At 36.1% G+C, this 12,436-nt stretch carries 9 protein-coding genes and 1 other annotated feature; of the genes, 5 read left to right on the top strand and 4 right to left on the bottom strand.

The genetic code is table 11. The features are described from left to right. The first annotated feature begins 34 nt into the window (after positions 1 to 34). Positions 35 to 251: a binding site (T-box leader), on the top strand. Positions 252 to 308: 57 nt separating this feature from the next. Beyond that, positions 309 to 1,571, top strand: a complete 1,263-nt coding sequence (gene tyrS, locus MKX37_RS24925; protein WP_078177980.1) for a tyrosine--tRNA ligase — start codon at positions 309 to 311, stop codon at positions 1,569 to 1,571. Between the two features lie 264 nt (positions 1,572 to 1,835). Here the strand turns inward: tyrS and MKX37_RS24920 are convergent, their stop codons facing one another. The 3 genes from MKX37_RS24920 to MKX37_RS24910 all read right to left on the bottom strand — a co-directional run bounded on the left by MKX37_RS24920 (position 1,836) and on the right by MKX37_RS24910 (position 4,277). Beyond that, on the bottom strand, positions 1,836 to 3,014 hold the full coding sequence (locus MKX37_RS24920; RefSeq protein WP_002016002.1) for an NAD(P)/FAD-dependent oxidoreductase: 1,179 nt from the start codon (positions 3,012 to 3,014) through the stop codon (positions 1,836 to 1,838). A 44-nt stretch (positions 3,015 to 3,058) separates the two neighbouring features. Continuing rightward, positions 3,059 to 3,499, bottom strand: coding sequence for a DUF1641 domain-containing protein (locus MKX37_RS24915; RefSeq protein ID WP_002016003.1), 441 nt, complete (start codon positions 3,497 to 3,499; stop codon positions 3,059 to 3,061). A 430-nt stretch (positions 3,500 to 3,929) separates the two neighbouring features. Continuing rightward, positions 3,930 to 4,277: a winged helix-turn-helix transcriptional regulator gene (locus tag MKX37_RS24910; RefSeq protein ID WP_000760478.1), complete on the bottom strand. Its 348-nt coding sequence runs from the start codon at positions 4,275 to 4,277 to the stop codon at positions 3,930 to 3,932. A gap of 394 nt (positions 4,278 to 4,671) precedes the next feature. Here MKX37_RS24910 and MKX37_RS24905 point away from each other — a divergent pair, with 394 nt between their 5' ends. The 4 genes from MKX37_RS24905 to MKX37_RS24890 all read left to right on the top strand — a co-directional run bounded on the left by MKX37_RS24905 (position 4,672) and on the right by MKX37_RS24890 (position 11,541). Next, a complete protein-coding gene (locus tag MKX37_RS24905) occupies positions 4,672 to 5,835 on the top strand; it encodes an MFS transporter (protein WP_161939635.1) in 1,164 nt (387 codons plus the stop codon). A 16-nt stretch (positions 5,836 to 5,851) separates the two neighbouring features. Next, positions 5,852 to 6,691, top strand: a complete 840-nt coding sequence (locus MKX37_RS24900) for an aldo/keto reductase (protein ID WP_002068247.1) — start codon at positions 5,852 to 5,854, stop codon at positions 6,689 to 6,691. A gap of 123 nt (positions 6,692 to 6,814) precedes the next feature. Further along, positions 6,815 to 7,753 (top strand): thioester domain-containing protein, encoded by a 939-nt coding sequence (locus MKX37_RS24895; RefSeq protein ID WP_078422083.1) that lies wholly within the window; start codon positions 6,815 to 6,817, stop codon positions 7,751 to 7,753. Positions 7,754 to 8,343: 590 nt separating this feature from the next. Then, positions 8,344 to 11,541, top strand: a complete 3,198-nt coding sequence (locus MKX37_RS24890; protein ID WP_078206611.1) for a putative mucin/carbohydrate-binding domain-containing protein — start codon at positions 8,344 to 8,346, stop codon at positions 11,539 to 11,541. 28 nt (positions 11,542 to 11,569) lie between these two features. Here the strand turns inward: MKX37_RS24890 and MKX37_RS24885 are convergent, their stop codons facing one another. Further along, positions 11,570 to 12,208: an NAD(P)-dependent oxidoreductase gene (locus tag MKX37_RS24885; protein ID WP_002129841.1), complete on the bottom strand. Its 639-nt coding sequence runs from the start codon at positions 12,206 to 12,208 to the stop codon at positions 11,570 to 11,572. Between the last annotated feature and the right edge of the window lie 228 nt (positions 12,209 to 12,436).

The raw sequence follows: 12,436 nt of genomic DNA, 5'->3' as shown, positions 1-12,436 counted from the left end.
GGATTCAATATAATGGCTAATAATTTAACAAATAAAATATACGTTGAAAGAGCCCAGTAGCAGTTTGTCACTGTTATCAAAGAGAGCTAGGGATTGCTGGAACCTAGCACAAACAAACTTGTGAATTACACTCTGGAGTATCTTAGGTAACGCTAAGCGGACTAGCAATCGATATTATTGCTAAGAGTGGTATGAATAGCTATGCTATTTATGCAAACTGGGTGGTAACACGGTGAATAATCGTCCCTATGTCTATTGTAGACATAGGGGCTTTTTTGTTTTCAAAAAAATAAAGGGGATGACAAAAGATGAATATTATTGATGAATTAGAATGGCGCGGTGCTGTGAATCAGCAGACAGATGAAGAAGGTTTACGTAAGTTAGTAGAAGAGAAAAAGATTTCACTATACTGCGGAGTTGATCCGACTGGTGATAGTATGCATATCGGACATTTGATTCCGTTTATGATGATGAAGAGATTCCAATTAGCTGGTCATCATCCGGTTATTTTAATTGGCGGGGCAACAGGAACAATTGGTGATCCAAGTGGACGTCAATCAGAGCGTCAACTGCAAACTTTAGAAGTGGTGCAGCATAATGTAGATGCGTTAACAGCGCAAATGAAAAAGTTATTTGACTTTGGCGGGAATAGCGAAGTGAAGATGGTAAATAACTATGACTGGACACATAAAATAAACGTTATCGAGTTTTTACGTGATTACGGAAAAAACTTTAGCATAAATAGCATGTTAGCGAAAGATATTGTCGCAAGTCGTTTAGATACAGGGATTTCTTTCACAGAATTCACGTACCAAATCTTGCAAGCGATGGATTTTCATCATTTATACACAAAAGAAGATGTTCAATTGCAAATTGGTGGTAGTGATCAATGGGGAAATATTACGAGTGGTTTAGATTTAATTCGTAAGTTAGAAGGTCATGAAGCGAAAGTATTCGGATTAACGATTCCATTATTATTAAAATCAGATGGTACGAAGTTTGGTAAATCAGCAGGTGGTGCTATTTGGCTTGATCCGGAAAAGACAACACCGTTTGAATTTTACCAGTTCTGGGTGAATACAGATGACCGTGATGTAATTAAATACTTGAAATACTTTACGTTCTTAACGAAAGAGCGAATTGATGAATTAGCAGCGAAGGTAGAAACAGAGCCTCATAAACGTGAAGCACAAAAAGTATTAGCGGAAGAAATGACGAAATTCGTTCATGGAGAAGAAGCATTTTTACAGGCAGTGAAAATTACAGCAGCGTTATTTAGCGGAGATATTAAGTCGTTAACAGCTGATGAAATTGAACAAGGCTTTAAAGAGATGCCGACATTCCAATCTTCAAAAGAGACGAAAAATATCGTAGAGTGGCTAGTTGATTTAGGAATTGAACCTTCTAGACGTCAAGCGCGTGAAGATATTAATAATGGGGCTATATCTATGAATGGTGAAAAAGTAACGGATGTGGGTACAGATGTTACTGTAGAAAATTCATTTGATGGACGATTCATCATTATTCGTAAAGGGAAGAAGAACTACAGCTTAGTGGAATTAGGAGAATAGTTCTTGTGAAAGAGCGGAAGTAGGGAAGATATCTACTTCCGCTCTTTTCATATACACAATTTCGACATAAAAAAGTCAGTATATTTTGATAATTAAAGAGGTTATATTATTCTTTTGTCGAATAAATAAGTTAGAGAAAATTACGGATAAAGTGAAACTTTAATCAGTGGGGGGTTTTGTACATCCCCACTGATTATCAGCCCGCAAATAGCGGGATAAAAATAGCCCGAACCATGCAGGGCATGATTCGGGCTTATATTCAGATTAGTATGCTAAGCTGAATAGACCTTTAATGTGTGATAAGTAACGAACGTTACTTGCTTCTTTCATTAATGATGCTGGTAAACCTTTAAGCGGAGTATTGCTTGCTCCGATTGTAGCAACAGCATCTTTACGTCCTAGACTAGCAAGTGTTCCAGAGTTGATAGGTGCGAACTCTTCGAATGCTTTGCCTTCTAGTGCTGCGTATAAGTTGTATCCAATTAACTCACCCATTTGCCAAGCGATTTGTGCAGTTGGTGGGTATGGACGACCGTCTGGAGAGAAGACAACAGCGCTGTCTCCAGCAACGAATACGTCTTTGTGAGAAGTAGATTGTAGATGTGCATCAACAGTTGCACGACCGCGGTTTACTTCAAGACCTGATTCACCAATTAATGGATTACCTTGTACGCCGCCTGTCCAAACGAATGTGTTAGCAACGATTTTTTGACCGTCTTTTAAGTCGATTTCATTACCAGCAACGTTTGTTACAGGAAGACCTGTTAAGAATGTAACACCGCGTGCTTCTAAGCTAGCAGTTGCACGTTCGATTAAGTGGTCTGGTAATACTGGAAGGATTTTTGGACCTGCTTCAACAAGAAGAAGTTTAACTTCTTTTGGATTTACGCCGTGGCTTTTTGCAAGTTTAGGCATAATGTCAGCAAGCTCACCAACTAGCTCAACGCCAGTTAATCCGCCACCACCGATTACGATTGTAGCATCAGCTTCGTTTTTCGTTTTAGCGTATTCACGAATACGGTCTTCAACGTGTTTGTAGATTTTGTTTGCATCAGCAGCAGATTTTAATACCATGCTGTTTTCTTCTAGTCCTGGAATACCGAAGTAAGCAGTTTTACTTCCTAAAGCAACTACAAGTGCATCGTAAGATAGCGTAGTGCCACCAGCTAGTTTGATTTCTTTGCTATCAACTGAGAATGACTCAACTGTTGCAATTTTAAGATCGATGTCTTTACCTTTGAAAAGCTTTGTAAGTGGCATTGCAATTGCTTGCTCAGCAACGTTACCAGCTGCAAGGCGGTGTAGTTCAGTGATGATTTGGTGCGTTGGGTATTGGTTAATCACTGTAACTTGTGCTTCTGATTTGCTGTAATATTTACGTACGTTTAAAGCGGCAAGAAGACCGCCATAACCAGCGCCTAAGATGACAATTTGTTTTGACATAGTATGATATCCCCCGTCTTTACTAATTGTTGTTATAAGTTAAATTATTTATTGTTACGTTCTGCACTAATTTGAAGGTATGCGTTCACAAAGCGGAACATTTTTTGTGCTTGTGGGTCTTTTAGTAATTTTAATAGACCGAACAGGCCGATAACTTCGTTGCTTTCATCAGCACGATCTTTTGCTTCGATAGCAGTTGCAGCCATGCTTTTCACTGTATCCTTTACAGGTTCTACAAGCTCTGTGATTGCACTAACAGTGTCGCTTTTTAATACTTCATCAGTAGCAACAGTTTGAGCGAAGTCATAAGACTTAGTTAAAATGTTAACAAGCTCAGTTAATTTTGGAAGCTGTTCTACTAGTGTTGTTAATGATTCTTGTACCTCAGGTTTTAACAACTGATCAAGTACATCAAGTTGTCCTTGGCTAGCAGAAATTTGTACAGTTTCTTGTTCTGGCTTTGTTTGAGTCATAGTTTCTGGCATCTCCAATTCTCCTTTACGATAGCAATACTCTTATTTTTGATAGATAAGATAGTAAACACTTGCGAAACTTTATACAAAGTTTCACAAAGCACAATAAAATGCCTTTAAATTTATGACAGCAAGTAAGCTGAAATCATAAATCCAAAACCATAATGTCCTACCTATTATTTATGAACTGTCCGATACATGGCTTGTCCGCATAATGGAAAGTTCCCTTATCGGAAAGTGTATATAATATATATCCTATATTATATACTATATACACGTATGTTAACATAAAAATGATTCCTAATTATTTGATATTGATTCTGTAACCTAGTACTGACAAGGCATGAAAGCGCATAAATTATTTTATCTATCTTAAAAATGTACATATATATAAAGAAAAAAAGGAGGAAATGGACAAATTTATGTTCATTTTTTCCTTTTTTTATTGTTCACCTTCTGTAATTAGCATTGATGTGTTACCGCTTTTTTCAAGGTGGCATTCGCCCCAAGTACAAAGAGAATCAAGAATGGATTCTAAAGACCAACCGTAGTCTGTAAGAGAATATTCTACTTTCGGTGGTACTTGATTGTATACCTTTCTTTGAATAACTCCGTCTTCTTCTAATTCGCGTAATTGCTGTGTTAACATCTTTTGTGTAATACCAGGCATGAGACGTTTTAATTCACTCGTTCTCTTTGTACCTTTCGTTAAGTGGCAAAGAATAACGACTTTCCATTTTCCGCCGATAACCTCTAAAGTCGCTTCAACGGGAATATTATATTTCTTCATATAAAAATCTCCTTTGATGAATGTAGATTTCAGTTCTCCAACAAAAGAAGCCAAATAATTTAAATGTTACTAAAAAGTACCTATAGCACTTTAAAGTACGTACTTTTTATTATGTTGAATATGTTCCATAATAGCATACGTAAGAGGGAAATGAGTAGTACGGTACTAAAAAGTGCCTATGTTACTTTTTGGTACCTATCGTACTTTAAAGTGCGTTCTTCAAAAAAAGAGTGAAGCCATTCATAATAGCATATATCAGCAGTAACATTATTTTTGTAGAAGATAAAAAGGCCTTTTTATCACACTATTATGATTGGATTTCTCGCATTAAGGAGGAGTTCAATTGAATTCATATACAGTATCTTCTTCAGCGGTACAGACGAATCGAAGAAGTATGTTTGCTTTATTAGCGCTAGCAATTAGTGCATTTGGAATTGGTACAACCGAATTTATTAGTGTCGGTTTATTACCATCTATTTCAGAGGATTTACATGTTTCTGTTACAACAGCGGGTTTAACCGTTTCTTTATATGCATTAGGGGTAGCGTTTGGTGCCCCAGTATTAACGTCATTAACAGCTAGTATGTCGCGAAAGACATTATTAATGTGGATTATGATTATTTTCATTATTGGTAATGGAATTGCGGCAGTGGCAACAAGTTTTACTGTGTTGCTTATGGCGAGGGTTGTATCTGCGTTTGCACACGGCGTTTTTATGTCGATAGGATCCACAATTGCGGCTGCGCTTGTACCAGAGAATAAACGTGCAAGTGCAATTGCATTTATGTTTACTGGTTTAACTGTTGCGACGATTACAGGTGTACCAATTGGAACGTTTATTGGTCAACAATTTGGCTGGAGAGCATCTTTTATGGTGATTGTGGTCATTGGAATTGTTGCCTTAGTCGCAAACAGCATGTTAATTCCGTCTAACTTAAAAAAGGGTACACGAGTATCATTTCGTGATCAATTCAAACTTATCACGAACGGAAGACTCTTACTTGTTTTCGTCATTACTGCATTAGGATATGGAGGAACATTCGTAACATTTACGTATTTATCTCCGCTATTACAAGAAGTAACAGGATTTAAATCGAGTACCGTTACAATCATTTTGTTAGTGTACGGGATTGCAATTGCGATTGGGAATATGGTCGGCGGAAAATTATCGAATCATAATCCAATTCGTGCACTATTTTACATGTTCTTTATTCAAGCAATTGTATTATTCGTACTAACATTTACAGCGCCGTTTCAAGTGGCGGGGCTTATCACAATTATTTTTATGGGGCTATTCGCGTTTATGAATGTTCCAGGACTACAAGTGTATGTCGTTATATTGGCTGAGCGTTTCGTGCCGAGTGCCGTTGATATCGCATCAGCAATGAATATTGCAGCATTTAACGCAGGAATTGCTCTTGGGGCTTATTTGGGCGGTATTGTAACGAACTCGTTAGGATTAATTCATACAGCTTGGGTAGGCGGCATTATGGTAGTAGGCGCTGTTATTTTAACAGCTTGGAGTATGAACTTAGAAAAAAGAGATCAAGCAAAATAAAGGAGAGAAAAATATAATGAAAAATTTACAAAGTAAAACAACATTGCATAACGGTGTGGAAATGCCTTGGTTCGGTTTAGGTGTATTTAAAGTAGAAGATGGACCGGAACTTGTAGAGGCTGTGAAAGTAGCCATTAAAGAAGGATACCGTAGCATTGATACAGCTGCGATTTATGGAAATGAAAAAGCAGTTGGAGAAGGCATTCGCGCTGGTATAAAAGAAGCAGGAATTTCTCGAGAAGATTTATTCATTACTTCAAAAGTGTGGAACGCAGATCAAGGATATGAAACGACACTTGCTGCATACGAAGAGAGCTTAAAAAAATTAGAACTAGATTATTTAGATTTATATCTTGTCCATTGGCCTGTTGAAGGGAAATATAAAGATTCGTGGAGAGCGTTAGAAACACTTTATAAAGAAGAACGCGTGCGTGCAATTGGCGTAAGTAACTTCCAAATCCATCATCTGAAAGACGTACTGGAAGGTGCGGAAATTAAGCCGATGATTAACCAAGTAGAGTATCACCCGCGTTTGACGCAGAAAGAACTACAGGCTTTCTGTAAAGAACAAGGAATCCAAATGGAAGCATGGTCACCACTTATGCAAGGGCAATTATTAGATAATGAAACTTTACAAGAAGTTGCTGATAAGTACGGTAAAACAACAGCGCAAATCATTTTACGTTGGGATCTTCAAAATGAAGTTGTAACGATTCCGAAATCAACGAAAGAACAGCGTATTATTGCGAATGCTAATATATTCGACTTCGAATTAACAAAAGAAGATATGGAAAAGATTGATGCTTTAAATCAGAACCACCGCGTTGGTCCAGATCCTGATAACTTTGATTTCTAATAGAGGTAAGTTCAAAGGGTGCAAAAAAGTTTGCACTCTTTTTTGTTTTGTCTATGCATAAAAAACTTTTCTAACTAAATAATACATAGTAGTAAATTTGTTATTTTATAAGGGGTTGTAGACATGAATATAAAACGATCGTTCAAGCTAATGGCCGCTTTTTTGAGTGTTTTATTTGTATTTGCGAACTTATTATTCCCACTTCAAAAGGCATCCGCAGAGGTTATGGATCACACGAAGTATCAAATGGATTGGAGTTATAGTAAGTCAAAGAAAAAACCAATTCGAACAGAGCTTATTAAAACAGCAGATGGCAAAATTGCTTTTTGCTTAAATGTGGATTTGAAATCTCCGAGCGGCCAAGATTTACCTGAAATGGGTAAAGTAGATATTAACGTATACCGTGTACTATTAAACGGGTATCCGCAGAAGAGCCCACAAGAATTAGGTGTTTCCGATTGGAGAGAGGCACATTACGCAACGCAGCTTGCGGTGTGGGATGCGTTAAAACAAATTGATATTAACGATTTAGATTTCCGTAATAAAAATGTAGAAAAAGTAACGAAAGATATAGTTGCAAAAGCAAGCGCTAGTGAGGAACTACAAGAAATTACGATGAGTGTAGTACCATCAGAAGAACAAGAGGCAGTATTAAAAAATGAGTTTTTTGAAACAGGTTTATACACAGTGCAAACAAATGCAAAAAGTGGAACGTATAAAGTGCAAGCAACAGGTGCACCAGAAGGCGCGAAGTTCGTAAATGAAAAAGGCGAGGGAAAAACAGAATTTAATGTAGGAGAAAAGTTCCGCATTTTAATTCCGAAACAAACACCATCGGGTGGATTTAGCTTTAAAGTATCAGGGAATTTAACGAAACTACAAGGAATTGCACATAAAGGAACACCGACAATTCAAAATGCAGTTGTGTTACTTGAGCGTAGTGAAGAGAAAACAAGTCCAGAGTTGGCGGTAAGTTGGAAAAAAGCAAATGGTCATGATAATAAACCAAATAAACCCTATACACCAAATGAACCACATAAACCGAATCAAATTAAAAGATAGTGGAAAAAGCATTGGCGTTTGCCAGTGCTTTTTTCTTATCTGAGTAGAAGTTAAATTATATGTTAAAAATAATAAACGGGTATAGATAACATGAAAACAATATTGGGACAGTTTAAACTATATTTTAGAATAATATAAAATATGTTGAAATCCAAACGTTACGATTAATGGATTATATTCACAAAATTGTAACATTATTCTGATTGAAAATGCTATCAAACAAAATAGAAAGCGTGTAAAATTCAGTTGGAAAAACTACCTATAGATGGTCATATATGAATAAAATGTAAGTTTCTATTGTTTTTCACATTTTTAGATGTATAGATGACAAGACTGAAGTACATTTTTTACTATTCTCTTTTTATGTAGGAAGAGAACTCATCACAAGTAGAAAGAAGTGAGGAGGATACAATACATAAAAATTTTATAATATAGGAAATTGAATACATTGAGAGGGATGCGGTAGTAATGGATACAGGTGCGCGAGGTGTTAGTCTATTCATTAAATGGTTTTATAAAAATAATAGGATTTTCAATTAAATGAATGTATAGGGTAGTTTGTCTAAAAAAAGGAATAGGGGACACAGATTATGTCAAAGAAGAAAAAGAGTAGGGTATTAGTAGCTGGAGTTTTTTTAGCTACGTTATTAACTCCGTATGGTCTTGAAGTGCCTAAGGTATATGCAGAGATGACGATTGAAGATAAGGAGAAACAGCAAGAAGAACGAGTGTATCAATTGCTGCCAAAAGGTGATGTAGAAGAGATACGTGAGTTGCATCAGCGTCGAATGAGTTTTTCTCCCTATGAACCAACTGGTATTTATGTAAAGCCAGGTGAAGAAGTAGTTATTCAAGTAGATGGGAATCAAAAGATTAAAGCTTATATTGGCACATATTCTTATGAAAAAGAAGAACCTAAACAATTCAATTTAAATCCTGGTGAAAATAAAATTTCTTCTCCGAATGGAGGGCTATTATACTTTTATAATTATCACAACACAGGAGAAGTAGTTGCTAAAGTAAAAAAAGGTGGTATACCAAATCCTTTATTTATTTTAGGTAAACATACGACAGAAGATTGGAAACGTATGTTGAAGGAATCACCGAATTCATATGCAATCGAGATGAAAGGGGAAAATAGTTTACTAACTATGCATCCTGAGACTGTGGCGGAACATTTGAAGCAAGAAGATCCAGCTGCGTTATTAAAGAAACATGATGAAATAATTAATATAGAACATAAGATATCTGGTTTATCAAAAGATGGTGTGGGTGTTGCGAATCAAGGCAAACATTCCATTCATTATGTTGAAGACTGGTATACGGACAATTATATGTATGCGACTTATTATCGAACAGCTTATAGTAAAGGGAATTTAGAGTCAGTACTAAATCTAGAAGAGTTAACTGCGGATGGATGGGGACCTTGGCATGAAGTGGGGCATCAACATCAACAGGACACTTGGTTATGGGAGGGGCTTGGAGAAGTAACCGTTAACATTTATTCTTTAGCAGTTCAAACTGCATTTGGACATAAAACAAGGTTAGAGCAAGAAAATCGTTATGAAGCCGCATTTGCTTATCTAGGTAAACCGAATGCGCAAGAGAAGATGAATGAATTCGAAAAATTAGTTATGTTTTGGCAGTTGCATTTAGCTTATGGAGACCAGTTCTATCCGAAATTACATCAAATGTATCGTGTGTTACATGATACAGAAATGCCTAAATCTGATGAAGAGAAAAAGCAGATGTTTATTTACATGACGTCAAAAGTAGCTGGGCAAAATTTAATTCCTTTCTTTGATAAATGGGGAATAATTCCAAATGATGATACTAGAGAGAAGATTGAAAAATTAAATTTACCAAAATTAGAAAAGGAAGTTTGGTTATCTACAGATAGCAATCCAATTCGTGAAAAACAAACTGAGTTATATGAAATTCCATATGGCGAGCCAAATAATGAAAAAATACAAAATGTAGTAATTGGTACTACATATGATGAGAAAAAAGCAAAAGAACTTGTACAGAATTTAGGAGAAGGTGTAAAAACAACAGGTGTGATTATGCAAGATAAGCCTGAAGTTGGAGAAAAAACTGTAAAAGTAGAAATTATAGATGAAAAAGGGAATAAAAATTTAATTCCTGTTGTAGTAAATGTTGGTTATGGTGATAGCTTAGTATTCAAAGGGCTCAATTATAGTACTGATATTAAATCGATTGTAACACTGCAACACGATCAGAAAAAGTTTAGTGCGACAGCTGATTCTAATCAAGTGCATTATTATTTTAAAGAAGATGCGTATTTTGAATTCACATTACTAGATCCAAATGGAAATGAGAAAAAGAAAGCAACTGTAAAAGGTGTTGAAAATGCGGAAGAATTCGCAAAATCGATTAATGGGTTAGAGTTCGAGTATGGTGACGTTGTAAAAGTGTATCACGCAGAATCAGATCGCTTTAATTGGTATCAAAATAATAACTTTATCGGCCAAGGTAGGGCGAAGGTAGAGGAAGAATTATTATTTAAAGTAACAGAAAAGGGCTTTGAGAGAATGGAAGCTCAACAAGAAGTAACAGTAGTACCGCAAAAAGTAGTAATCGGAACAGATGCTGAAAGATTAGAAGCAAAAGATTTTGTTCAAGTGAAAGATGGAGAAGTAATCGGATTTGTAGAAAAACCGAATACAACAAAAATCGGTGAACAAAAAGTAAAAGTAGAAACGAAAGATCGTTTTGGAAATAAGAAAGTGACAGAAGTGCCATTGGAAGTAATGTATGGCGATAGTTTAGTCTTCCAAGGTGATGGTAATAAAACGCGTTCTGTCGTAACTGCGGATCATAATACGAAAAAGCTACAGGCAACATTTACGGATTCTAAAGTTCATTATCGTTTTGAGAATGAAAAATATATGGGAATCACGATATATGATCAAAATGGAAATGAAAAGAAAGTTATTTCGGTAGAAGGGCAAGAGACTTCTGAAAGTTTTGCAGAACAGTTGAATGGTGTAGACTTCGCATATGGTGATGTTATTAAGGTATATCATGCAGAATCAAATCGATTAAAGTGGTATCAAAAGAATGAGTTTGTAGGTAACGGTAAAGGGAACGTGGAACAAGAGTTGTACTTTAAAATAACGGAAAAAGGTTTTGAAAAACTGGAAAGCTTACAAGAAGTAACAGCAGTACCACAAAAAGTGACAATTGGAACAGAAGCTGAAAAATTAGATGCAAAAAACTTTGTTCAAGTAAAAGGTGGAGAAGTAGTTGGTTTTGTGGAAAAACCTAGTACAACAAAAATCGGTGAGCAAAAAGTAAAAGTAGAGACGAAAGATCGTTTTGGGAATAAGACAATAACAGAAGTACCGATTGAAGTGACGTATGGAGATAGCCTGGTGTATCAAGGTGTGTCCAATGTTACACGTTCTATTGTTACGTTAAATCATGACGAAAAGAAATTACATGCAACATTTACGAATGATGTGATTCATTATCGTTTTGTGAACGAACAGTATTTAGGTTTTACGATTTATGATCAAAATGGAAATGAGAAAAAGCATATATCAGCAGACGGTCAAGAAACCTCAAAGAATTTTGCGGAACAAGTAAATGGTACTCCATTTGAGTATGGGGATGTTGTAAAAGTGTATCATGCAGAACCAAGTCGTCTGAAATGGTATAAAAAGAATGAGTTAGCAGAACAAGTAGCTTCAGCAGAAGTTGTATTTAAAATCACTCAAAGTGGATTAGAACTAGTAAAGGGACTTTGTAATAAAAAATGCGCGTAGATATTGGATCTACGCGCATTTTTTTCTATTACTCAGCTTCAGAAACAACTGTGAAGCGTTCGTTTACATGTTTTGGATTTTCGATTTCATCAAGTGCTGCTACCGCAAAGTCTTCGTAACTTACGTAGCTATCACCTTTCGCATTAACAAGAAGGTTGTCTTTGCCAGCTGTATAAGAGCCAGTGCGTTTTCCTAATGCGAATAGTGCAGAAGGGCTAATGAATGTCCAAGTAATATCATTTGTTTGATTTAGGATTTCTAAGTTTTTACCTTGGTTTTGAGCTGTTGCAAGATATTCATTTGGGAATCCTGGTGTATCAAATACACGTGTTGTTTTCTCTTCGTCTACAAATAAGCTACCAGCGCCGCCAACAACAAGTAATTTTGTATTAGGTGCACCTTTCATAGCTTCGATAAGTACGTTTCCTGCATCTACGTGAAGGTGTTCTTGTCCGGCTGGAGCACCGAATGCATTTACAACTACATCGAATGCTTGTAGGTCGTTAGATGTAAGAGTGAATACATCTTTCTCTAAAATCTTTACATTTTCTTCTGTAATTTTTGCAGCGCTTCTTACGATTGCAGTTACTTCATGTCCGCGATCTAATGCTTCTTTTAAAATACGACTTCCTGCTTTACCAGTTGCTCCGATGATTCCGATTTTCATAATAAATCCCTCCAAAGTGTTTTGTTAAAGTGTATATCTGAAAGTAAATGAATTTGTTGTAATAAGGTTTGTTACAACTTGATGTAATCATTATAGTTACAGGTTGGTATTTTTGTCAATGGGGTAGTTTGTAGATTTACTTTTTGTTTTAGTATGCACAGTTAGAGGGAGGAGAGTCATAAAGATATTGTTACTTCGTGTCTGGCTAATATTTGGAAAATGCAAATT

Source organism: Bacillus sp. FSL R5-0709 (genome assembly GCF_038004785.1).
GTDB classification, from domain to species: Bacteria; Bacillota; Bacilli; order Bacillales; family Bacillaceae_G; genus Bacillus_A; species Bacillus_A mycoides.
Note: the sequence above shows the minus strand (reverse complement) of the source record. Positions and strands in the feature narration are given on the sequence as shown.

What these genes read in the sequence shown, in the direction of transcription:
- tyrS (WP_078177980.1), top strand. Translation starts at nt 309, where the DNA reads ATGAATATTATTGATGAATTAGAATGGCGCGGTGCTGTGAATCAGCAG.
- MKX37_RS24920 (WP_002016002.1), bottom strand. Translation starts at nt 3,014, where the DNA reads ATGTCAAAACAAATTGTCATCTTAGGCGCTGGTTATGGCGGTCTTCTT.
- MKX37_RS24915 (WP_002016003.1), bottom strand. Translation starts at nt 3,499, where the DNA reads ATGCCAGAAACTATGACTCAAACAAAGCCAGAACAAGAAACTGTACAA.
- MKX37_RS24910 (WP_000760478.1), bottom strand. Translation starts at nt 4,277, where the DNA reads ATGAAGAAATATAATATTCCCGTTGAAGCGACTTTAGAGGTTATCGGC.
- MKX37_RS24905 (WP_161939635.1), top strand. Translation starts at nt 4,672, where the DNA reads ATGTTTGCTTTATTAGCGCTAGCAATTAGTGCATTTGGAATTGGTACA.
- MKX37_RS24900 (WP_002068247.1), top strand. Translation starts at nt 5,852, where the DNA reads ATGAAAAATTTACAAAGTAAAACAACATTGCATAACGGTGTGGAAATG.
- MKX37_RS24895 (WP_078422083.1), top strand. Translation starts at nt 6,815, where the DNA reads ATGAATATAAAACGATCGTTCAAGCTAATGGCCGCTTTTTTGAGTGTT.
- MKX37_RS24890 (WP_078206611.1), top strand. Translation starts at nt 8,344, where the DNA reads ATGTCAAAGAAGAAAAAGAGTAGGGTATTAGTAGCTGGAGTTTTTTTA.
- MKX37_RS24885 (WP_002129841.1), bottom strand. Translation starts at nt 12,208, where the DNA reads ATGAAAATCGGAATCATCGGAGCAACTGGTAAAGCAGGAAGTCGTATT.